This is a genomic window from Roseateles sp. P2_H4, assembly GCF_056403315.1.
This window is the reverse complement of the sequence record NZ_JBFUFR010000007.1, coordinates 127,607-149,852: the sequence shown is the minus strand read 5'-3', so window position 1 is coordinate 149,852 and position 22,246 is coordinate 127,607. Positions and strand designations below refer to the sequence as shown.

Annotated in this window: 22 protein-coding genes; 15 read left to right on the top strand and 7 right to left on the bottom strand. The window is 68.8% G+C overall.

The genetic code is table 11. The features are described 5' to 3' along the window. The first annotated feature begins 59 nt into the window (after positions 1-59). Genes AC1DW3_RS07785 through AC1DW3_RS07765 form a run of 5 tightly spaced genes read left to right on the top strand, consistent with a single transcriptional unit; the run spans position 60 to position 2,967 of the window. Positions 60-806, top strand: coding sequence for a substrate-binding periplasmic protein (locus AC1DW3_RS07785; RefSeq protein ID WP_477930203.1), 747 nt, complete (start codon positions 60-62; stop codon positions 804-806). After that, positions 803-1,417, top strand: a complete 615-nt coding sequence (locus AC1DW3_RS07780) for a DNA-3-methyladenine glycosylase I (RefSeq protein WP_477930201.1) — start codon at positions 803-805, stop codon at positions 1,415-1,417. Before AC1DW3_RS07785 ends, AC1DW3_RS07780 begins: the two co-directional genes overlap by 4 nt. Before the next feature lie 11 nt (positions 1,418-1,428). Next, entirely contained in the window at positions 1,429-2,121 is a 693-nt protein-coding gene (rpe, locus tag AC1DW3_RS07775; RefSeq protein WP_477930199.1) for a ribulose-phosphate 3-epimerase, read from the top strand. Between the two features lie 2 nt (positions 2,122-2,123). Further along, the gene (locus tag AC1DW3_RS07770; RefSeq protein WP_477930197.1) at positions 2,124-2,597 is read left to right on the top strand and encodes a low molecular weight protein-tyrosine-phosphatase; all 474 of its coding nucleotides are present in this window, start codon (positions 2,124-2,126) and stop codon (positions 2,595-2,597) included. A 4-nt stretch (positions 2,598-2,601) separates the two neighbouring features. Beyond that, a complete protein-coding gene (locus AC1DW3_RS07765) occupies positions 2,602-2,967 on the top strand; it encodes a hypothetical protein (protein ID WP_477930195.1) in 366 nt (121 codons plus the stop codon). Positions 2,968-2,978: 11 nt separating this feature from the next. Here AC1DW3_RS07765 and AC1DW3_RS07760 read toward each other — a convergent pair whose 3' ends face one another. The 5 genes from AC1DW3_RS07760 to AC1DW3_RS07740 form a co-directional block, all read right to left on the bottom strand. Beyond that, positions 2,979-6,080, bottom strand: a complete 3,102-nt coding sequence (locus tag AC1DW3_RS07760) for an efflux RND transporter permease subunit (protein WP_477930194.1) — start codon at positions 6,078-6,080, stop codon at positions 2,979-2,981. Then, a complete protein-coding gene (locus AC1DW3_RS07755) occupies positions 6,077-7,264 on the bottom strand; it encodes an efflux RND transporter periplasmic adaptor subunit (protein WP_477930192.1) in 1,188 nt (395 codons plus the stop codon). The genes AC1DW3_RS07760 and AC1DW3_RS07755 overlap by 4 nt, the downstream gene beginning before the upstream one ends. Positions 7,265-7,369: 105 nt before the next feature. Beyond that, positions 7,370-8,278 carry a pseudouridine-5'-phosphate glycosidase gene (locus tag AC1DW3_RS07750; RefSeq protein ID WP_477930190.1) on the bottom strand — a complete coding sequence of 303 codons (909 nt, stop codon included), beginning with the start codon at positions 8,276-8,278 and terminating at the stop codon, positions 7,370-7,372. Positions 8,279-8,284: 6 nt separating this feature from the next. After that, the gene (locus AC1DW3_RS07745) at positions 8,285-9,193 is read right to left on the bottom strand and encodes a carbohydrate kinase family protein (RefSeq protein ID WP_477930188.1); all 909 of its coding nucleotides are present in this window, start codon (positions 9,191-9,193) and stop codon (positions 8,285-8,287) included. 17 nt (positions 9,194-9,210) lie between these two features. After that, the gene (locus AC1DW3_RS07740; RefSeq protein WP_477930186.1) at positions 9,211-9,903 is read right to left on the bottom strand and encodes an alpha/beta hydrolase family protein; all 693 of its coding nucleotides are present in this window, start codon (positions 9,901-9,903) and stop codon (positions 9,211-9,213) included. A gap of 91 nt (positions 9,904-9,994) precedes the next feature. On the opposite strand from AC1DW3_RS07740, the gene alaC reads away from it, so the two are divergent. Beyond that, on the top strand, positions 9,995-11,215 hold the full coding sequence (alaC, locus tag AC1DW3_RS07735) for an alanine transaminase (protein WP_477930184.1): 1,221 nt from the start codon (positions 9,995-9,997) through the stop codon (positions 11,213-11,215). Here the strand turns inward: alaC and AC1DW3_RS07730 are convergent. Beyond that, positions 11,212-12,222, bottom strand: a complete 1,011-nt coding sequence (locus AC1DW3_RS07730) for an AraC family transcriptional regulator (protein ID WP_477930182.1) — start codon at positions 12,220-12,222, stop codon at positions 11,212-11,214. The two genes, alaC and AC1DW3_RS07730, sit on opposite strands and share 4 nt — an antisense overlap. Before the next feature lie 141 nt (positions 12,223-12,363). Here AC1DW3_RS07730 and AC1DW3_RS07725 point away from each other — a divergent pair, with 141 nt between their 5' ends. The 3 genes from AC1DW3_RS07725 (at position 12,364) to AC1DW3_RS07715 (ending at position 15,587) form a co-directional block, all read left to right on the top strand. Continuing rightward, the gene (locus tag AC1DW3_RS07725) at positions 12,364-13,197 is read left to right on the top strand and encodes a class I SAM-dependent methyltransferase (protein ID WP_477930180.1); all 834 of its coding nucleotides are present in this window, start codon (positions 12,364-12,366) and stop codon (positions 13,195-13,197) included. A 66-nt stretch (positions 13,198-13,263) separates the two neighbouring features. Next, complete coding sequence (locus AC1DW3_RS07720; protein ID WP_477930179.1) at positions 13,264-14,877, top strand: DUF3455 domain-containing protein; 1,614 nt, start codon at positions 13,264-13,266, stop codon at positions 14,875-14,877. 41 nt (positions 14,878-14,918) lie between these two features. Next, positions 14,919-15,587 (top strand): HAD-IA family hydrolase, encoded by a 669-nt coding sequence (locus tag AC1DW3_RS07715; protein WP_477930177.1) that lies wholly within the window; start codon positions 14,919-14,921, stop codon positions 15,585-15,587. Here the strand turns inward: AC1DW3_RS07715 and AC1DW3_RS07710 are convergent. After that, on the bottom strand, positions 15,565-16,167 hold the full coding sequence (locus tag AC1DW3_RS07710) for a chalcone isomerase family protein (RefSeq protein WP_477930175.1): 603 nt from the start codon (positions 16,165-16,167) through the stop codon (positions 15,565-15,567). The two genes, AC1DW3_RS07715 and AC1DW3_RS07710, sit on opposite strands and share 23 nt — an antisense overlap. Positions 16,168-16,440: 273 nt before the next feature. Here AC1DW3_RS07710 and trpE point away from each other — a divergent pair, with 273 nt between their 5' ends. Genes trpE through AC1DW3_RS07680 form a run of 6 tightly spaced genes read left to right on the top strand, consistent with a single transcriptional unit; the run spans position 16,441 to position 22,089 of the window. Then, entirely contained in the window at positions 16,441-17,928 is a 1,488-nt protein-coding gene (gene trpE, locus AC1DW3_RS07705) for an anthranilate synthase component I (protein ID WP_477930173.1), read from the top strand. Next, positions 17,929-18,513: an anthranilate synthase component II gene (locus AC1DW3_RS07700; RefSeq protein ID WP_477930171.1), complete on the top strand. Its 585-nt coding sequence runs from the start codon at positions 17,929-17,931 to the stop codon at positions 18,511-18,513. It abuts the gene before it with no gap. After that, positions 18,510-19,559, top strand: a complete 1,050-nt coding sequence (gene ltaE, locus AC1DW3_RS07695; RefSeq protein ID WP_477930169.1) for a low-specificity L-threonine aldolase — start codon at positions 18,510-18,512, stop codon at positions 19,557-19,559. Before AC1DW3_RS07700 ends, ltaE begins: the two co-directional genes overlap by 4 nt. A gap of 3 nt (positions 19,560-19,562) precedes the next feature. Continuing rightward, entirely contained in the window at positions 19,563-20,597 is a 1,035-nt protein-coding gene (gene trpD, locus AC1DW3_RS07690) for an anthranilate phosphoribosyltransferase (RefSeq protein ID WP_477930168.1), read from the top strand. Then, entirely contained in the window at positions 20,597-21,388 is a 792-nt protein-coding gene (trpC, locus tag AC1DW3_RS07685; RefSeq protein ID WP_477930166.1) for an indole-3-glycerol phosphate synthase TrpC, read from the top strand. Before trpD ends, trpC begins: the two co-directional genes overlap by 1 nt. Continuing rightward, a complete protein-coding gene (locus AC1DW3_RS07680; RefSeq protein WP_477930164.1) occupies positions 21,385-22,089 on the top strand; it encodes a uracil-DNA glycosylase in 705 nt (234 codons plus the stop codon). The genes trpC and AC1DW3_RS07680 overlap by 4 nt, the downstream gene beginning before the upstream one ends. Positions 22,090-22,246: the final 157 nt, after the last annotated feature.

The following is a 22,246-nucleotide window of genomic DNA, read 5'->3' as shown; positions in this document are numbered from 1 at the left end:
GGTGATTCTCGGTCTCGGGGGCTATGCTGCCGCATGTTCTTCGGGGAGTGTGATCCTAAGTGCTGCGCTGGCTCTGCCTGCTGAGTGCGCTGCTGAGCCTGGCGGCGCCGGCCCAGGAGCTGACGTTGCGCACGGTGCAGCAGGCCAGCTCCACCGTCAAGTACGACCCCGAAGGCAGCCCGCTCAAGCCGGGGTTGTGCCTGGAGATCCTGCGCGCCGTCGAAAGGCAGGACCCGGGCCTGCATTTCACGGGCCTGGACCAGCAGGTGCCGCTCAAGCGCGTGGAGCGACTGCTGGCCGATGGCCTCGTCGACGCCTTCTTCTGCCTGCTGAAGTCACCCGAGCGTGAGAAGCAATGGCGCTATGCGCCGGTGCCGCTGTACACCATCCGCCATGTCGTGCTGCAGCGCGCCAACGACCCGCGCACGCCCGACACGCTGGCCGAGCTGGCGGCCTGGAGCCGGCGCAAGCCGGTGCTGGTCATGCGTGGCACGGCGCTGGCACGCCGACTGCTGGCGGCCGACGTGACGGTCGCCGAGGTGGGCTCCGAGCGCGAGGCCCTGCAGATGCTGCAGCTGGGCCGCGCCGATGCGATCTATGGCCAGGACATCAATCTGCAGCACCATGTGACCGAGAGCAAGCTCGGCGACAAGGTCAAGTTCGGCCGCACCGTCTTCCAGGAAGAGCCGCAATGGCTGGCGCTGCGCGCCGACCTGCCCGCCGCTTACGAAGAGCGCCTGACCCAGGCCCTGCGCAAGCTGGAGAAGGACGGCACGCTGCGCCAACTCGCCGACAAATACCGATGAAACCTCTCTTCCTGCCCCCTGACGGCCGGCCGCGCTGCGCCTGGTGCGCCGCCGCGCCCGGCGATGAGTCCTATCTGCGCTATCACGACGAGGAATGGGGCCGGCCCGTGGCCGACGACTTCCGGCTGTTCGAGAAACTCTGCCTCGAAGGCTTCCAGAGCGGCCTGTCGTGGCGGACCATCCTGAACAAGCGCGAGGCGTTTCGCGCCGCGTTTGCCGGCTTCGACTACAACCAGGTCGCGAAGTTCGGCGAGAAGGATGTGAACCGCCTGCTGGCCGACGCCGGCATCGTGCGCCACCGCGGCAAGATCGAGGCGGCCATCCACAACGCCGGGCGCTGCGTCGAACTCGTGGCCGCCGAAGGCTCGCTGGCCGCCTATCTGTGGCGCTTCGAGCCACCGAAGAACTCGGTGGCCCACAACCTTGCCACGTCGGTGCCCTCGGAGGCCCTGTCCAAGGATTTGAAGAAGCGCGGCTGGAAGTTCGTCGGCCCGACCACGATGCATGCGCTGATCCAGGCCATGGGCCTGATCAACGACCACCAGCCCGGCTGCCACCACTGGAAGGAAGCGCAGCAGGCGCGGGACAGCTTCAAGAGGCCTGGAACCTAGAATCCGCGGCTATGCCCGCCGCACCTCAATACCGCATCGCCCCCAGCCTGCTGTCCGCCGACTTCGCCCGCCTGGGCGATGAAGTGAAGAACGTGCTGGCCGCCGGCGCCGACTGGATCCACTTCGACGTGATGGACAACCATTACGTGCCCAACCTGACCTTCGGGCCGATGGTCTGCGAGGCGCTGCGCAAGCATGCGGTGCTGCCCGACGGCACGCCGGCCGTCATCGACGTGCATCTGATGGTGCAGCCGGTCGACAGCCTGGCCCAGGCTTTCTGCCGCGCCGGCGCCGACGTGGTGACCTTCCACCCCGAGGCCAGCGCCCATGTGGACCGCACGCTGCAGCTCATCAAGGCCGAGGGCAAGCAGGCCGGTCTGGTGTTCAACCCGGGCACGCCGCTGGACGTGCTGGAGTGGGTCATCGACAAGGTCGACGTGATCCTGCTGATGAGCGTCAACCCCGGCTTCGGCGGCCAGAGCTTCATCCCGTCAGCGCTTCAAAAACTGAAGAAGGCGCGCGAGATCATCAGGGCCAGTGGCCGCGACATCCGCCTGGAGATCGACGGTGGCGTCAAGGCCGACAACATCCGTGAGATCGCCGCGGCGGGCGCCGACACCTTCGTGGCCGGCTCGGCCATCTTCGGCAAGCCCGATTACCAGGCCGTCATCGACGCGATGCGGACCGAATTGACGAAGGTCTGACCATGGCTGCCGTTCTGCTCGTCTGCACCGCCAACATCTGCCGCTCGCCGATGGCCGAGGCCATCTTCAGGGCCCGCCTCGGCGATGTGTTCAAGACCATCGCCTCTGCCGGCGTGCATGCCGACCCGCGCGGCGGCCCGGTGGATGCGCGCGCCGCTGCGGCGCTGGAGCGGCACAAATACAGCCTCGAGCGCAAATGGCGCTCACGCCGCGTCGAGCCCGAGCAGCTGGGCCAGTACGACCTGGTGCTGGCCATGGAGGTAGAGCACGTGGAGGCCCTGCGCAAGAAGGCCGCGCCCGAGCACCACGCCCGCATCCTGCTGCTGACCGACTTCGTGCCGGAGATGGCCGGTGAAGACATTCCCGACCCCTACTTCGGCCCGGTCGCGGGCTTCGATGCCGTCATCGGCATGATCGAGCGCGCGGCCCAGCGGCTGCTCACCGAGAGCCGCGAAGGCCGCCTCAGGCTGGGCTGAGGCCATGTCAGCCCGCAGGCTGTCGCTCGTTGCGCTGGCCGCCCTGCTGGTCTCCTGCGGCCGCGCCACCGAGGTCGAAGTCTTGAGCCGGGCACGCTCGCCCGACGGGCTTCGCGAGGCCACGGTCGAGCAACACATCTACGGGCCGCACCTGGGCGGAGAGACTCCAGCCATCGAAGTGCACATCCGCAGCGTGCAGCCCGACAACAAGGCGAGCGGCCTGGTCTTTCAGGCGCCGCTGGAGCGCAACACCGTGTCTGTCGAGTGGCTTGGCGCAAATCGCCTGGCCGTCACCCACTCGTCAAACGTCCCGGTCGGCTCGCTGAGCCAGTCATGCGACGGCGTGCTCGTCGAGCACATCGCCAAGTGAAGCGCTACTGATCAAGCCGTCTTGCTCTCGAAGTCGGCCACTTCGCGCACATCCGGCCCCTTGCCGCTGAAGCGGTCCAGCGCCAGGAAGATGACCGGCGTGATGTAGAGCGTCACCGCCTGCGACAGGATCAGCCCCCCCACCACGGCCAGGCCCAGTGGCTGGCGCAGTTCGGCGCCGGCGCCCAGGCCCAGGGCGATGGGCAAGGCGCCCATCAACGCGGCCAGCGTCGTCATCATGATGGGCCGGAAGCGCAGGATGCAGGCCTGGCGGATCGCCTCGGCGGGCGGCAGCCCCTGGCTGCGCTGCACGTCCAGCGCGAAGTCGATCATCATGATGGCGTTCTTCTTCACGATGCCGATCAGCATGACGATGCCGATGGTCGCGATGATGGTCAGCTCCATGCCGAAGAGCTGCAGCGTCAGCAGCGCACCGACCGCCGCCGACGGCAGGCCGGCCAGGATGGTGATGGGGTGGATATAGCTCTCGTAGAGCACGCCCAGCAGCACGTAGATGACCGCCACGGCCAGGCCGATCAGCAGCAGCTGGCCGCCCTGGGAATCCTTGAACACCGCCGCATCGCCGCCATAGCTCGTGATGACGCTGGGCGGCAGCTTGATCTCTTCGGTGAAGGCCTCGATCTGCTTGGTCGCGTCGCCCAGCGGCACATTGGGCGCGAGGTTGAAGCTGATGGTGATGGCCTGCAACTGGCCCTGGTGGTTGACCGCCGTCGGCCCCAGCGTGCGTTGCACGGTGGCGAAGGCCGTCAGCGGCACCTGGGCGCCGCTCTTGCCGCGCAGATAGATCTTGTCGAAGGCGGCCTCGCTGCTGCGATCCTCCTCGCCCGCTTCCATGATGACCTGGTAAGTGTTGCTCTCGGCATAGATGCTGGACACCTGGCGCTCACCAAAGGCGCCGTACAGCGCATTGCGCAGGTCCTGCATCTGCACGCCCAGGATGGCGGCGCGCTCGCGGTCGATGATGAGGCTGGCCTGCAGGCCGCGCAGTTGCGAGTCGCTGGTGATGTCGCGGAAGCGCTCGTCGCTGCGCAGCCTCTCCTGCAGCTTGAGGGCCCAGGTGTTGAGCTCGCCGGCCGACACCGACTGCAGCGTGTACTGGTAGCGGCTCTTGCTCTGGCGGCCGCCGAGCTGCAGGTTCTGCACCGGGCGCAGGTAGACGGCGATGCCCGGCACGGCGCGCAGCTTCTTGCGCAGGCCTTCCAGCACCTTGGGCATGGGCTCGCGGCTGCCACGGGCCTTCAGGTTGATGAACATGCGGCCGGTGTTGCTCGCGCTGCCCGAAGGCCCGCCGCCGACGGCGGAACTGACGGCGGCGATATTCGGATCGCTGCGCACGATGGCGGCCACGCGGTCCTGCAGCAGCGTCATCGCGGCAAACGACGTGTCCTCGGCGGACTCGGTGCTGGCCTGGATCTGGCCGATGTCTTCCTCGGGGAAGAAACCCTTGGGGATGGTCGTGTAGAACCAGATCGTCGCGACGAAACTCAAGAGCGCCACGCCCAGCACCCAGGGACGATGACGCAGCGCCAGGTCCAGCGTGCGGGTGTAGAAGTTCAGCGTGGCGGTGAAGCCGCGCTCGAAGAGACGCCCCATGGGGCCGTCCTCGTGATGCGCGTCGGGCTTGAGCAGGCGGCTGCACAGCATGGGCACCAGCGTCAGCGACACGACGGCCGACACCATGATGGCCAGGCCGACGACGACGGCGAACTCGTGGAAGAGCAGGCCGATGACGCCCGGCATGAAGAAGATGGGGATCAGCACCGCCACCAGCGACACCGAGATGGACAGGATGGTGAAGGCCATCTCGCGCGCGCCGCGCACGGCCGCGTCGAAGGGCTTCATGCCGTCCTCGACGTGGCGGACGATGTTCTCCAGCATGACGATGGCGTCGTCCACCACCAGGCCCACGGCCAGCGTGATGCCCAGCAGCGAGATGTTGTCCAGCGAATAGCCCAGCGCGAACAACAGCGTGAGCGCGCCGATCAGCGAGATCGGCAGCGAGGCCGTCGGGATCAGCGTGGCCACGGCGCGGCGCAGGAAGATGAAGATGACCAGCACCACCAGGCCCACGGTCAGGGCCAGCGTCACATAGACGTCGTGCAGCGATTCGCGGATGGACACCGAGCGGTCGTTCAGCGTGCTCATCTGCACCGAGGCCGGCATCTGCGCCGCGAAGCGCGGCAGCAGGGCCTTGACCTTGTCCACCACCTGCACGGTGTTGGCGTCGGGCTGGCGCTGGATGGCCAGCACGATGGAGCGTTCACCCTGGTAGGTGGAGTAGGTCTTGCTCGTCTCGACGCTGTCCTGCACCTCGGCCACGTCGCGCAGCAGCACCGGCGCGCCATTGCGCGAGGCGACGACGATGCGGCCGAATTCGGCGGCATTGCGCAGCTGGCGGTTGGCCTGGATGGTGAGCGTCTGGCGCGAGCCGTCCAGCACGCCGACGGGCGTGTTGGCATTGGCGGTGCGCACCGCCGTCTGCAGCTCTTCCAGCGTGATGTTGCGCTGGTTCAGCAGGTCGTTGCGCACCTTGATGCGCACGGCATAGCGCTTCTGGCCAAAGATGGACACCTGGGCCACGCCGTCGATGGTGGACAGGCCCGGCGACAGCAGGTTCTCGGCGTAGTCGTTCAGCTCGGTCAGGTCGATGGACGGCGAGGTCAGCGCCACCAGCAGCACCGGCGCGTCGGCCGGGTTGACCTTGCGGTAGTTGGGCGGCGAGGTCATCTCCGCCGGCAGCGCGCGCAGCGAGCGGAACAGCGCCGCCTGCACGTCGACGGCGGCGTCGTCGATATTGCGCGAGGGGTCGAACTCCAGCGTCAGCGAGGTGTTGCCCAGGGTGTTGGTCGACGAGATGGTCTGCAGGCCGGCAATCGTGGAGAACTGCTTCTCCAGCGGCAGGGCCACGGACGAAGCCATGGTCTCGGGCGACGCGCCCGGCAGCGAAGCGCCCACATTGATGATGGGCGTGTTGTAGGACGGCAGCGCCGCGACCGGGATCTTGCTCCAGGCCGCCAGGCCGGCGATGACCAGCGACAGGTTCAGCAGCACGGTCATGACCGGCCGCCGGATGAAGACCTCGGTGAGCCTCATTTGCTGGCGCCCGAAGCCGGTGCCGACGCCGATGCGCCCGCAGCAGGCATCGTGATGCGCAGCGGCGTGCCGGGACGCAGGTTCTGCTTGCCGTCCATGACGACCTGGGCCGTGGCATCCAGGCCTTCGACGACGGCCTGCTCGCCCATGGCTTGGCGCACCTGCACGCTCACCAGCTTGGCCGTGTTGTCCTGGCCCACGACGTAGACCGAGCGCTCGTTGCCGCGCATGATGATGGCGGCCTGCGGCACCACCGTCACGCCCTTGAGGGTGCGCAGCGTGACGCGCACGCGCAGGTACTGGCCGGGCCACAGCGACTGGGCCTTGTTGGCGAACTCGGCCTTGACCTTGATGGTGCCGGTGGCCGAGTCGACGAGGTTGTCCACCGCCGAGACGCGGCCTTTGATGGAGGCAGCGCCGCGCGGCGAACCCGGGGGCGGCAGGGCCTCGACATCCAGCTCACCGGCCCGCACGGCAGTCAGCAGCGAGGCCAGCTGGGTTTCGGGCACCGTGAAGGCGATGCCGATGGGATCGAGTTGCGCGATGTTGACCAGGGGCAGGCCCGAGGCATTGGCCTGCACGAGGCTGCCGGGGAAGACGCTGACGATGCCCACGCGGCCACTGATGGGCGCGCGCAACTCGTTGTAGCCCGTGGTGACCTGGGCGGCCTGCACGGCGGCCTCGTCGCTGCGGATCAGGGCCTGGCCGGCATCGAAGTTGGCCTGGGCCGTATCGACGGCGTTCTGGGCGATGAAGTTCTGCGCCTTCAGCTCCTTGGCGCGATTCAGCTGGCGCTCCAGATCGCTCAGGCTGGCGCGGTCACGGGCGACCTGGGCGCGCGCCTTTTCCAGTGCGGCGCGGTCGGCGCGGTCGTCGAAGCGGAACAGCAGCTCGCCCTTCTTGACGTTCTGGCCGTCCTTGACCAGCACCTGGGACACGATGCTGTTCGTCTGCGCACGCAGATCCACGCTCTGCAAGGCGGTGACCGTGCCGCTGGCTTCCACGGTGATGGGCACATCGGCCTGCTTCACGGGCATGACGCTGACGTTCTGCGGCGGCAGGGCGCCGGCGGGAGCGGAGGCGCCCGCCGCGGCTGCGCCATCGGCATCGGCCTTGCGGCCACAGCCGCCCAGGCCAGCCGCGATGGCCAGGCTGCAGAGGATCAAGGAAGAAGTCGAGCGCATGAGGCTGCCAAAAGTAATGGGGATTGACGGCAAAAACGAGTCAGCTTACCTGGGCCGTTTTGCTCGCAGATTGCTGGCCCGGCCCCGCTTGCGCGTTTTTCGTCTTCAGTTCTGCAACGCGCCCGCCAGCCGCGCCCCGACAACGGCGTTGTGCTTCACCAGAGCGATGTTGGTGGCCAGGCTGCGGCCGCCCGTCAGTGCCTTGATGCGGGCGAGCAGGAAGGGCGTGATGGCCTTGCCGGCGATGCCTTGCGCATCGGCCTCGGTCAGGGCCTGGGCCGTGATGGCGTCGATCTCCGCACGCGGCATGGCCTGGGCTGCCGGCACGGGATTGCTGACGACGACACCGCCGGACAGCCCCAACGCCCACTTGGCGCGGATGAAACGGGCCTGCGTGTCGGCGTCATCCATGCGGAAGTCAGCCTTGAGGCCGCTGTCGGGCGTGAAGAAAGCGGCGAAATTGTCCTGGCCGACCGACAGCACCGGCACGCCATGGGTCTCCAGGTATTCCAGCGTCAGGCCGAGGTCGAGGATGGACTTGGCGCCGGCGCAGACGACGGCCACCGGCGTGCGCGCCAGTTCCTGCAGGTCGGCCGAGATGTCGAAGCTCTCATGCCCGCCGCGGTGCACGCCGCCGATGCCGCCCGTCACGAAGACCTCGATGCCGGCCAGGTGGGCACAGATCATCGTGGCGGCCACCGTCGTGGCGCCCAGGCGCCCGGTGGCGATGGCGAAGGGCAGGTCACGGCGACTGAGCTTCATCGCATCCGGCGCCTGGGCGAGCTGCTTCAGCTCGTCATCCGTCAGGCCGACACGGATGCGCCCGCCGATGACGGCGATGGTGGCCGGCACGGCGCCCTCGGCACGGATGACGTCCTCGACCTCGCGCGCCGTCTCCAGGTTCTGCGGCCAGGGCATGCCATGGGCAATGATGGTCGATTCGAGGGCCACGACGGGCCGGCCCTCCGCTTTGGCGGCGGCGACTTCGGGCGAGAGCTGGATCAGTTCGTTCATCTTCTTCTATCGTTCTTCCAGGAAACGGGGGGTCAGTTCGGGGTGGACGCTGTCCGTGGTCTGCAGCGTCAGCGCGGCCAGGTCCAGGCCCAGGCGGGCGGCGGCGTCGAAGTCGTCGCAGTCGCGCAGCAGGGCCGCGCAGACGCCGGCCGACAGCGCGTCGCCGGCACCGGTCACGTCGACGACATGCACGTCGGGCGCCGGCCAATGCCGCGGTGCGTGGTCGGGCTCGCTGAGCAGCAGGCCTTCCGCGCCCTTGGACACGAGCACGCGGGCGACGCCGCGCGCATGCAGGGCCGCGAAGGCCTCCAGCGGATCTGCGGCCACGGTCGTGAGCTCGCCCACGTTCAGGATCAGCAGGTGCAGGCCGGCCAGCGACTCGGGCAGGCGCCCCATCTTGGCCTCGGACACGGCGACGCAAACGAGGGGGATGCCGTTGGCGCGGGCTTCGCCGAGCAGCAGCGGCCAGGCGTCGGTCGGCAGATTGCCGTCGGCGATGACCAGGGCGGCGCCGGCCCGCAGCGCCTTGCTGGCCTCCAGCGCCCAGGGGTTGAGGCTTTCGACCAGCGGCATGGCCGCCAGGCCCAGCTCCAGACTGCCGTCGGGCGCCAGCACGGCCGTGTAGCTGTCGCTGGCGTGCCGCCGCAGCCGGATGACGGCGCGGGTGTCCATGCCGACGGCGGCGGCCTGCTCCAGCAGCATGCGGCCGCCGGCGTCGTCGCCCACGGTCGCGACCAGGGCCACGGGCAGGCCCAGGCGCGCCAGGTTCTCGGCCACGTTGCGCACGACGCCGCCGGGCGTCTCATGCGATTCGCAGGGGTTGGACGATCCTCCCCAGGAGCTCGCCAGCAGCTTGAGCTTGCGGTCGATGTTGAGGCCGCCGATGCAGACGATGGGGGCGGCGGTGGTGTTCATCGCCCGATTCTAGGAAGTCACCCCGCCGCGCGTGCGCGGGCTTGCGCTAGGAACCACACCGCCATCGTCTGCGCCAAGGCCTGCACCACCTGCGCGTCGTTGCGCCCGCTGCGCGCCCTCACATGGAAGGCATGGTCGGCATCGTCCTCGAGATGCAACGTGGCCGGCTCGCCCAGCTGCTGGACAACGCCCCGCAGCAAGGCCAGCTCCGCCAACTCGTCGCGCGTGCCCTGCAGAAACAGCATCGGCCGCTGCACCTGCGCCAGGTGCGCCGCCCTCTCAATGCCCGGCTTGCCGGCTGGATGCAGCGGAAAGCCGACGAAGGCCAGCCCGCACACGCCGGGCATGGGCTCGGTGGCCTGGGCCTGAGACGTCATGCGGCCACCGAAGGACTTGCCACCCGCGAACAGCGGCGTGTCGGGCAGGCGCTTGCGTGCCGCGGCGACCGCGGCGCGCACGGCCGGATGCGCGACGGCGGGGGCGTCGGGCCGCTTGGAGCCTCGCTCCATATAGGGAAACTGATAGCGCAGCGTCGCCACCGAGTGGTCGAACAAGGCTTGCGACAACTCCGCCATGAAGCTGTGGTGCATGCCGGCCCCCGCGCCGTGGGCGAACACATAGACCGCTTCCGGCCGCGGCGGCTGCAGCCACAGTGCGGACACGCTGGTCTCGTCATCGACCTTCAACTTGAGGGGTTCGGCTTCACTCATGCGCTCAGCTTAGTGCGCTAGAGTCGACCGCGGTGCGGCGCCAAGCCGCCCACGTCGCTCGGACGGTTCCGGGCGCTCACGTGACACCGCAATGACTTCCTCCTCTTCCGCATCCGGCGGCAAGCGCCGTTTCGCGCGCATCGACCGCCTCCCTCCCTACGTCTTCAACATCACGGCCGAGCTCAAGCTCGCGGCCCGCCGGCGTGGCGAGGACATCATCGACATGAGCATGGGCAACCCCGACGGGGCCACGCCGGCCCACATCGTCGCCAAGCTCAACGAGGTCTCGCAACGGCCCGACACCCACGGCTACTCGGCCAGCAAGGGCATCCCGCGCCTGCGCCGGGCCATCTCACACTGGTACCAGCGCCGCTATGGCGTCGACATCAACCCCGACAACGAGGCCATCGTCACCATCGGCTCCAAGGAGGGCCTGGCGCATCTGATGCTGGCGACGCTGGACCGTGGCGACACCGTGCTGGTACCCGATCCCAGCTACCCCATCCACATCTACGGCGCGGTGATTGCCGGCGCCGACATCCGCGCGATTCCGGTTTCGAGTGAGGTGGATTTCTTCGCCGAGCTGGAGAAGACCATCCGTGGCAGCTACCCCAAGCCCAAGATGATGGTGTTCGGCTTCCCGTCGAATCCGACGGCGCAGTGCGTGGACCTGGGCTTCTTCGAGCGCGTCATTGCGCTGGCGAGGAAGCACGACATCCTCGTCGTGCACGACCTCGCCTATGCCGACATCGTCTACGACGGCTATGTCGCGCCGTCCATCATGCAGGTGCCCGGCGCCAAGGACGTGGCGGTCGAGTTCTTCACGCTCAGCAAGAGCTACAACATGGCCGGCTGGCGCGTCGGCTTCATGGTCGGCAACCCCGACCTCGTCGCAGCACTCGCCCGCATCAAGAGCTATCACGACTACGGCACCTTCACGCCGCTGCAGGTCGCGGCCATTGCCGCGCTGGAGGGCGACCAGCAATGCGTGCTGGACATTTGCGCCAGCTATCAGCGCCGCCGCGACGTGCTCTACAAGGGGCTGATCGAAGCCGGCTGGGACGTGCAATGCCCCAAGGCCAGCATGTACATCTGGGCGCCCATCCCCGAGGCCTACCGCGAGCTGGGCTCGCTGGAGTTCGCGCGCCAGCTGCTCGAAAAGGCCAAGGTCTGCGTGTCGCCCGGCATCGGCTTCGGCGACCACGGCGACGGCCATGTGCGCTTCGCGCTGATCGAGAACGAGTCGCGCATCCGCCAGGCGGTGCGCGGCATCAAGGCCATGTTCAAGGCGGATGGGCTGCTGAAGGCCTAGTTCGCCGCCGCGGCCTGCTCCCGCCGCCACGTCGCCGGCGGCAGGCCCGTCGCGCGCTTGAAGGCGCGTGAGAAGGCCGCCTCCGACTCGTAGCCCACCTGCACCGCCACGTCGGCGACGTTGGCCGGGCTCTCGCGCAGCAGCCGCGCGCCGCACTGGATGCGCCAGTGGGTCAGGTATTGCATCGGCGGCAGGCCGGTGAAGGCGACGAAGCGCTCATGCAGCGCCGAGCGCGACAGCCCGGCGCGGCGGCCCAGCTCGTCCAGGGTCCAGGGCTGCCCGGGCTCCGCGTGCATCAGCGACAGGGCGCGTCCGACCTGGCGGTCGCGCAAGCCGCCCAGCCAACCCTGGGCCTGTTCCGGCAGCGTGTCGAGGTAGCGGCGCGTCGCGTCCGCGAACACCATTTCGCTGACCCGCTGCAGCAGCGCACCGCCACCGGCGCGCGGTGTGTCCCACTCGGCCACCGCCTGCTCCATGATGGGCGCGACCCAGGCGCCGACATCGGCCGCCCGCAACCGCAGCAGCCGGGGCAGCGCGTCGATCAGGGGGTTGAAGGGCTTGAGGTCGCAGGCCACGAAGCCGCACAGCAGCACGGTGGACGCCTCCTCGCTGGGCAGCCCCTGGCCCGGCAGGAACATGCCACCACGGTAGGTGATGGGAATCGGCTTGGGCGCATCGCGCATCTCCAGCAGCCAGCCGCCGTCATCCTCGGCGGGCTTGAGCCCGGGCGCGCTCGACACCACATGGGCGTCGCCATGCGGCAGCATGATGAGGTCGCCCGGTTCCAGGCGCATCGGCGGCTCGCCGTCCACGGCCACCCAGCCGGCGCCCTTGACGAACAGGTGGTACTCGATGAGGTGCTCGGCGCCCGGCATCACCGCCGGGCCCAGTTCGCTCGCCGGCGCGGCTTGGGCGGACCACTCGTCCCGGCAACTGACGTGGAAGAACACGCCACCGCGCAGCCGCACGCTGCGCAGCACGTCGGACAGCGGGTCCATGCCGCTCATGCCGGCCCGCCGGTAATTTGCACGGACGCTCGAGCAAACGCCGGCGACGCCGGGTGAAGCGCAAAAAGCCCTGAAGACGAAACATGCAGGCACCGATGCAGATGACATCGGGCTCTCTTCACCACCAAGGAAATACCTGTCATGACCACCCCCAGCACCCCGACCCCGGCAACCCCTGACTATGCCGCCATCAAGCAACGCCAGCAGGCCACCTGGGCCAGCGGCGACTATGCCGTCGTCGGCACCACGCTGCAGATCGTCGGCGAGCAGCTCGCCGAGGCTGCCGATGTGCGCGCCGACGAAAGCGTGCTAGATGTCGCTGCCGGCAACGGCAACGCGACGCTGGCCGCCGCGCGCCGCTACGCCCGCGTGACCTCCACCGACTATGTGGGCGCCCTGCTCGACAAGGGCCGCCAGCGCGCCGAGGCCGAGGGCCTGGCCGTGCATTTCGAAGTCGCCGACGTGGAAGCCCTGCCTTTCGAGGCCGGCATTTTCGACGTCGTCATGTCGACCTTCGGCGTCATGTTCGCCCCCGACCACGCGACGTCGGCGCGCGAGATGCTGCGCGTCGTGCGCCCGGGCGGCCGCATCGCGCTGGCCAACTGGACGCCCGAGGGCTTCATCGGCCAGCTGTTCAAGACCCTGGGCAAGCATCTGGCGCCGCCCGCCGGCCTGCGCTCGCCGGCGCTGTGGGGCTCGGAGGCCCACATCACCACGCTGTTCGGCCCGTCGGCCAGCGACCTTCAGGTGATGCGCAAGCACTTCAACTTCCGCTACCGCTCGGCGGAGCACTTCCTGCAGGTGTTCAAGACCTTCTACGGCCCCACGCACAAGGCCTTCGCGGCGCTCGACGCCGAAGCCGGCGCCGCGCTGGAGCGCGACATCCTCGCGCTGACGAATGAGCACGACATCGGCGGCGGACGCGGTCTGGTCGTGCCCAGCGAATACGCCGAGATCGTCGTCACCACTGCCTGATCCCTTCTCTGCCATGCAGTCCGTGCCTCCGGGCCGGGCCGCTGCATGGCTCATCGACTCCCCACCATGAAAACCTATTTCTCGATCTGCACCCTCGCGGCTCTCGCGGCCGCCCTGCCGGTACACGCCGACGTCGTCACCGCCTGGAACCTGACCGCCGGCGAGCTGCTGATCCAGTCCCGCATGGGCACGCCGCCCGCCGTGCGCGCCATGGCCATCGTGCAGACTGCCGTCCACGAAGCCGTCGCTGACGCACAGCGCCTGCAGGCCAACCCCGACGCCGCGGTGGCAGCCGCCAACCGCGCCACCCTGCTGCAGCTGATGCCCCAGCAGGAGGCCGACATCAACGCGGCCTACCGCAAGGCCATGGACAAGCTCGGCAACGCGCCTGCGGTGGCCGAGGGCGCTGCCGCCGGCGAACATGCCGCTCGCCGCGTGCTGGCCTGGCGCGCCAGCGACGGCGCCGCGGCCAAGGACGCCTACCGCCCCCACACCGCCGCCGGCCAGTACGTACCGACCGCATCGGTCGCCACGCCGCACTGGGGCCAGCGCAAGCCCTGGCTGATGAACGATGGCGCGCAGTTCCGCCCGGCGCCGCCGCCGGCCCTGGACAGCGAAGCCTGGGCGCGCGACTTCAACGAGGTCAAGGCCCTGGGCGGCAAGACCAGCGCGCAGCGCACGGCCGCGCAGACCGAAGTGGCGAAGTTCTGGGAGTTCTCGCTGCCGCCCATCTATATGGGCGTGCTGCGCTCGGTCGCGGACGCCCCCGGGCGCAGCGTCGCGCAGAACGCCAGGCTGTTCGCCGCCGCCACCCAGGCCATGGACGACGGTCTCATCGCCATCATGGACGCCAAATACCACTACGGCTTCTGGCGCCCCGTCACGGCCATCCGCAATGGCGACCGCGATGGCCGCGAAGACACCGCGATCGAAGGCGGCTGGGCGCCGCTGATCGACACCCCGATGCATCCCGAGTACCCCAGCGCCCACAGCGTCCTGGCGGCATCCATGGGCGAAGTGCTGAAGGCCGACAGCGCCGGCCGGCGCCTCCCCGAACTCTCGACGAGCAGCCCGACGGCCGGCGGCGCGACGCACCGCTGGCCCTCCGTGGAGGCCTTCAGCGAAGAGGTGTCCCTGGCGCGCATCTGGGCGGGCATTCACTACCGGACCTCGACCGAGGTCGGCCTGGCCATGGGCCGGCGTGTCGGGGCGCTGGCGGCGCAGCGGGTCGCCGCGGCGCCCGTCGACGCCGGCCTGCCGGTGGCGATCGCGGCGGGCGGCGGCGCCAAGGTACTGGAGCGCATCAGCGCCCGCGGTGTGCAGATCTACGAATGCCGCGCCGACGCCTGGCAGTTCGTCGCACCGCAGGCGACGCTGTTCGACGCCAGCGGCAAACAGATCGGCAGCCATGACGCCGGTCCGCATTGGCAAGCCGTCGACGGCAGCCGTGTGCGCGGCGCGGTGCAGGCCAAGGCGGATGCCACCCAGCCGGGCGCCATCCCGTGGCTGCTGCTGTCGGCCAGCTCGGTCGGCGCCAACGGCCGCTTCTCCGCGGTGACGGCCATCCAGCGCGTCAACACCCAGGGCGGCGCAGCGCCGCAACGCGCCTGCTCGACCGCCGAGGTGGGACAGTTGGAGAAGGTGCCCTACACGGCGGACTATCTGATGCTGGCGTCCTGACCATGACAATGGCGGGGAACTCCGCCCCGCCATTGAATACCATGCCCGCCCCTCTGCCGCCCCAGGCCTGCATCCTCGATCTCGACGGCACGCTGATCGACACCCTGGGCGATTTCGTCGCCGTGCTGGGCAGCGTGCTGGCCGACCTGGGCCTGCGCGGCGTCACGCGCGACTTCATCGAGCACACCATCGGGCGCGGGAGCGAGCATCTGGTGCGGACGACGCTGGCCCATGTGGGCGCCGATCCCGCCCTTTTCGACCGCGCCTGGCCGCTCTATCAGCAACACTACGCGGCCTTGAATGGCGAGCACGCCGTCATCTACCCAGGCGTGGTCGAGGGGCTGGAGCTGCTGCGCGGCCACGGCCTGCCGCTGGCCGTGCTGACCAACAAGCCCGGCGCGCCGGCCCGTGAGCTGCTCAGGCGCAAGGGCCTGGACGGGTATTTCAGCCACGTCTTCGGCGGCGACGACTTTGCGCGCAAGAAGCCCGACCCGCTGCCGCTGGTCAAGACCTGCGAGGCGCTGGGCACGCCGCCTTCAGCGACGTGGATGGTGGGCGACTCGCGCAACGACGCCGAGGCCGCGCGCGCAGCCGGCTGCCCGCTGGTGCTGATGACCTATGGCTACAACCACGGCGAGGACATCCGCGCCGTGCCGGCGCTGCAGCACCTGGGCCGGCTCGACCAGATCAGCGTCGACGTTCCTTCTTGATGCCCAGCAGAGCGTCCTTCAACGCGTCGTCGGCCGGCTTGTCGCCCAGCCAGATGCGCAGCAGGGCCGTGAAGAACTCGGGTTCCTTGATGGGCTCGGTCATCAGCGGCTTGCCGTTGAGCAACAGCGTCGAGCCCAGGCCCGGCACATAGTCCACCGAGAAGCTGTCGCCACTGTTCAGCTGCTTGCGGCTGGCGAAGACTTCGCTGAGCTTGAGCACGCCGTTGATGCACTTGATGAACTCCTCGCGCGGCGAGTTGGCTTCCATGCCCTTGGTGAAGAGCTTGCCCAGTTCATTGCCGTCGATGTCGCGCAGCATCTGGATGTGGATGCGCTTGGGGCCGGCGGCGCTCAGCACCTCCGGCGGCGTGCTGGCCTTGTGCGTCAGGTAAAGCCCGGCCGTGTAGACCTTGAAGATGGCCTTGTAGCGCACGCCGGCGCCGTTGAGGACCAGCTTCTGGCCGGCCAGGTCCATGGCCGTCTCGTACTTCACATTGGCCACTTCGACGGTTTCCGCCCAAGCTGCCGCTCCCCCCAGACTCCCCACGGCCACCAGGGCCGCGACGATGAATGCGCGCATGTCTCGCTCCGTTGCTGTGCCGCGATGGCGGCATCTTCGTGAGCCGAAGTATGGCGCGACATGCTCAAAAACCCGCTGATACACTGATCCGATCATGTTCATCACGCGGAAGTACATCACGGGGTCGAGCGACCGGGGAGCCTGGCCCTGGCGTCGCTGGGTCACTGCCGACTGATGCTGCTTGGCGCGCCCTGACGCGCTTGTTTCCTGCGTTGCCCGTTCTCCACGGGCTGCACGCCAAGCCCTGAAACTTGCTTTTTCAAGGTTTGAGACGTGATCACCGAACTCGAATTCCAGAGCCTCGCCGCCGAAGGCTACAACCGCATCCCGCTCATCAGCGAGGCCTTTGCGGATCTCGAAACCCCGCTGTCCCTCTACCTGAAGCTCTGCTCAGGCTCCGGCCATGGCCGCAACAGCTTCTTGCTCGAATCCGTCGTCGGCGGCGAGCGCTTCGGGCGCTACTCCTTCATCGGCCTGCCGGCGCGCACGCTGATCCGGGCCAGCGGCCACCTCAGCGAGGTCGTCACCGACGGCGCCGTCATCGAGACGCACGAGGGCAACCCGCTGGACTTCATCGCGGCCTACCAGGAGCGCATCAAGCCCAAGATCCCGACCGGCCTGCCGCGCTTCTGCGGTGGCCTGGCCGGCTATTTCGGCTACGAGGCCGTGCGCGCCATCGAGAAGCGCCTGGACCGCGAGCACAAGGGCGAGTCCCTGGGCACGCCGGACATCGTGCTGCTGCTGTCGGAAGAAGTCGCCGTCATCGACAACCTGTCCGGCCGCCTCTACCTCATCGTCTGGGCCGACCCGCGCCAGCCCGAGGCCTACTTCCGTGCGACGAAGAAGCTCTCGCAGCTGCGCGACAAGCTGACCTACTCCGTCAGCGTGCCGCGCGTGCAGCGCAGCGAGGCCCACCCGGTCACGCGCGGCTTCGCCAAGGCCGACTACCTGGAAGCCGTCGCCAAGGCCAAGGAATACATCGCCGCTGGCGACCTGATGCAGGTGCAGGTGGGCCAGCGCATCTCCAAGCCCTACAAGGCCGAGCCGATCGCGCTGTACCGGGCGCTGCGGGCGCTGAACCCCAGCCCCTATATGTATTTCTACGATCTGGGCGACTTCCAGATCGTCGGCGCCAGCCCCGAGATCCTGGTGCGCGAGGAACACATTGGCGACGGCAGCCGCAAGGTCACCATCCGCCCGCTGGCCGGCACCCGCCCGCGCGGCGCGACGCCTGAGCGCGACCTCGAGCTGGAAGCCGAGCTGCAGGCCGACCCCAAGGAGCGCGCCGAGCACCTGATGCTGATCGACCTGGCCCGCAACGACATCGGCCGCATCGCGCGCACCGGCAGCGTCAAGGTCACGCAGGCCTTCACCATCGAGCGCTACTCCCACGTCATGCACATCGTCAGCAACGTCGAAGGCGTGCTGCGGCCCGAGGTCGGCCAGCTCGACGTGCTCAAGGCCACCTTCCCCGCCGGCACGCTGACCGGCGCACCCAAGGTGCGCGCGATGGAGCTCATCGACGAACTCGAGCCCGTGCAGCGCGGCATCTACGGCGGCGCCTGCGGCTACCTCAGCTTCGCCGGCGACATGGACCTGGCGATTGCGATCCGCACCGGCATCATCAAGAACGGCATGCTGTATGTGCAGGCCGCCGCCGGCGTTGTCGCCGACTCGGTGCCGGAACTTGAATGGCAGGAAACAGAGGCCAAGGCGCGCGCCTTGCTCCGTGCGGCCGAACTCGTCGAGGAGGGCTTCTAAATGCTGCTGATGATCGACAACTACGACAGCTTCACCTTCAACCTCGTCCAGTACTTCGGTGAACTGGGCGCCGACGTGAAGGTGGTGCGCAACGACGAGATCACCGTGGCCGAGATGGCGGCGCTGAACCCCGATCACATCGTCTTCTCGCCCGGCCCCTGCACGCCCAACGAGGCCGGCGTCTGCGTGGAAGCCATCCAGCATTTCATCGGCAAGAAGCCGCTGCTGGGCGTGTGCCTGGGCCACCAGTCCATGGGCCAGGCCCTGGGCGGCAAGATCATCCGGGCCCAGCGCCAGATGCACGGCAAGGCCAGCACGATCACCACGGACGGACGTGGCGTCTACACCGGCCTGCCCAAGGACTTCTCGGTCATCCGCTATCACTCCCTCGTCATCGAGGAAGCGACGTGCCCGGCGGTGCTGGAGATCACGTCGCGCAGCGACGACGGCGAGATCATGGGCGTGCGCCACCGCGAACTGGCCGGCACGGCCACGCCGTGCGAGGGCGTGCAGTTCCACCCCGAGTCCATCCTCAGCGAGCATGGCCACGCCATGCTGCGCAACTTCCTGGAGCTGAAGGCATGAGCGACTACGCACCTGGGTCCGGTGGCAGCGGCGGTGACGCCGTCGTGGACCTGCGCAGCGACACCGTCACCAGGCCGACGCCGGCCATGCTGGAGGCGATCAAGGCCGCCAAGGTCGGCGACGATGTTTTCGGCGACGACCCCACCGTCAATGCTTTGCAGGAGCGCGTCGCCGCGCTGCTCGGCAAGGAAGCCGCCCTCTTCATGAGCAGCGGCACGCAGAGCAATCTCTGCGGCCTGCTGGCCCACTGCGGCCGTGGCGACGAATACATCGTCGGCCAGCTCGCCCACACCTACCGCTACGAAGGTGGCGGTGCCGCCGTGCTGGGCAGCATCCAGCCGCAGCCGCTGCCCAATCAGCCCGACGGCTCGATCAGGCTCGAAGACATCGCTGCCGCCATCAAGCCCGACGACCCGCACTTCGCGCGCACACGGCTGCTGGCGCTGGAGAACACCTGGAGCGGCAATGTGCTGCCGGCCAGCTATGTGCGAGATGCCTGCGAACTGGCTCACTCGCGTGGCCTGGCCACGCATCTGGACGGCGCCCGCCTCTTCAACGCCGCCGTCGCCTCGGGTCGCACGGTGGCCGATCTCACGCGAACCTTCGACTCCGTCTCCATCTGCTTCAGCAAGGGCCTGGGCGCGCCCATCGGCTCCATGCTGGTCGGCTCCAGGGAGCTGATCGCCCGGGCCCACCGCGTGCGCAAGATGGTGGGTGGCGGCCTGCGCCAGGTCGGCCTGCTGGCCGCCGCGGCCGACCATGCGCTGACGCATCACGTCGACCGCCTGGCTGACGACCATGCACTGGCCAGGCGCCTGGCCGAGGGCCTGGCGGCCCTGCCGGGTGTCACGGTCACGCCACCGCAGACGAATATCGTCTTTGCCCAGGTCGAGAGCGGCCGCACGCCGGCGCTGCTGGAGCATCTGAAGTCGCGCGGCGTGCTGGCCACCGGCCTCATCGGCCTGCGCTTCGTGACCCATCTCGATGTCGACGCCGCCGGCATCGACCACGCGATTGCCTCCGCTGCCGAATTCCTGAAGGGTTGACCCATGGCCATCACCGACACCGAAGCCCTGACGCGCGTCATCGAGCACCGCGAGATCTTCCACGACGAGATGCTGACGCTGATGCGCCGCATCATGGCTGGCGAGATGTCGCCCGTCATCGCCGCCGCGCTGCTGACCGGCCTGCGCGTGAAGAAGGAAACCATCGGCGAGATCACCGCCGCCGCGCAGGTCATGCGCGAGCTGTCCAACAAGGTGCCGCTGGGCCCGCTGCCGCATCTGGTGGACGTCGTCGGCACCGGTGGCGACGGCGCGCACAGCTTCAACATCTCGACCTGCTCGATGTTCGTCGCCGCGGCCGGTGGCGCCCAGGTGGCCAAGCATGGCAACCGCAGCGTCAGCAGCAAGACCGGCAGCGCCGACGTGCTGGAGGCGCTGGGCGCCAACATCCAGCTGGCACCTCGCGCCGTGGCGGCCTGCCTGGACGAGTGCGGCATCGGCTTCATGTTCGCGCCCAACCACCACCCGGCGATGAAGAACATCGCCCCGGTGCGCCGCGAACTCGGCGTGCGCACCATCTTCAACATCCTGGGCCCGCTGACCAACCCGGCCGGCGCACCCAACATCCTGATGGGCGTCTTCCACCCCGACCTCGTCGGCATCCAGGTGCGCGTGCTGCAGCGCCTGGGCGCCGAGCATGCGCTGGTCGTCTACGGCAAGGACGGCATGGACGAGATCTCGCTGGGCGCGACGACGCTGGTCGGCGAGCTCAAGGACGGCGCGGTGCGCGAGTACGAGATCCACCCCGAGGACTTCGGCATGGCCATGGCCAGCAACCGCAGCCTCAAGGTCGACAACCCCGAGCAGTCGCGCCAGATGCTGGTCGGCGTGCTCGACGGCAACCCCGGCCCGGCGCGCGACATCGTGCTGCTGAACGCCGGCGCGACGCTGTATGCGGCCAACGTAGCGCCGACGCTGAGCGACGGCATCGCCCGCGCCCGCGTGGCCCTGGACAGCGGCGCGGCGCGCGCCAAGCTCGATGCCTTCGTGAAGCAGACTCAAGGCCTTGGGGCGAAGTGATGAGCGACATCCTGAACCGCATCGTCGAGGTCAAGTGGGAAGAGATTGCCGCGGCCAAGCTGAAGCGCTCGCTGGCCTCGCAGCGTGAAGAAGCCGAAGCCCGCAAGGCCGAGCGCCTGGGCTTCGAGCGCTCGCTGCGCGCCAGCATCGCGGCGGGCCATGCGGCCGTCATCGCCGAGATCAAGAAGGCCAGCCCCAGCAAGGGCGTGCTGCGCGAGGATTTCAAGCCGGGGCTGATCGCCGAGAGCTATGCCCGCAATGGCGCCGCCTGCCTCAGCGTGCTGACCGACGAGCGCTTTTTCCAGGGCTCGGCTGCCTATCTGCGCGAAGCCCGCGCCGCCTGCGAGCTGCCGGTGCTGCGCAAGGACTTCATGGTGGACGAATACCAGGTCATGGAAGCCGGCGCGATGGGCGCCGACTGCATCCTGCTGATCGCCGCCTGCCTGGCGGACTCGCAGATGGCCGACCTCGAGGCCGCGGCCCATGCCCTCGGCCTGGACGTGCTCGTCGAAGTGCACGACGGCGATGAACTCGACCGTGCACTGAAGCTGAAGACGCCGCTGGTCGGCATCAACAACCGCAATCTGCGTACCTTCGACGTGACGCTGGACACGACGCTGGCCCTGCTGCCGCGCGTACCGGCCGACAAGCTGCTGGTGACCGAATCCGGCATCCTCGGCGCGGCCGATGTGAAGCGCATGCGCGACGCCAAGGTCAACGCCTTCCTCGTCGGCGAGGCTTTCATGCGGGCGCCCGACCCGGGCCAGGCGCTGGCAAACTTGTTCGGATGAAGCTGCCGCTGCAACTGCCGAACACGGACTGGCGACCCGTCGTCGAAGCCTGGGCTGATTCGCCGGTCGGCCAGAAGCTGCAAGCCTTCCTGGCAGAGCGCGCCGCCGCCGGCGCCACCATCTACCCGCCCGAGCCGCTGCGCGCCTTGACGCTGACGCCGCTGGCCGCGACCCGCGTCGTCATCCTCGGCCAGGACCCGTATCACGGCCCGGGCCAGGCCGAGGGCCTGTCCTTCAGCGTGCCGCCTGGCGTGCCGCTGCCGCCCAGCCTGCGCAATATCTTCAAGGAGATCCAGCGCGACCTCGGCAAGCCTTTCCCGCCCAATGGCAGCCTGGTGCGCTGGGCCGAAGGCGGCACGCTGCTGCTGAACGCCGTGCTGACGGTGGAAGACGGCCAGCCCGCCAGCCACGCCAACCGCGGCTGGGAGGTGCTGACCGACGCCCTCATCAAGGCGGCCGCCGAGGATCCTGCCCCCAAGGTCTTCATGCTCTGGGGCGCCTATGCCCAGGCCAAGGCGCCGCTGATCGAGGCTGCGCGCCAGGATCACCTGGTGCTGAAGTCCAACCACCCTTCGCCGTTGTCGGCGCTGAAGCCGCCGCGGCCCTTCATCGGCTGTGGCCACTTCTCGACCGCCAAGGCCTGGCTGGAAGAGCGCGGCCGCGGCGCGCCCCGGTCGCCCCGCAGCGAAGACGGCCACTGACGTCAGCGCCGTCTGAGCAGCCGAGGGCGACTGCCGCAGAGACTCAATCAGTCTGTTCCGTGGCCGCGGCGCCTATCGACCGGTAGCGTTCAAAAGCATGGGCGCTGGCCCCAAGCGTCACAAAGGCAAGCACCAAAGCCAAGGCAACGGCGAGGGC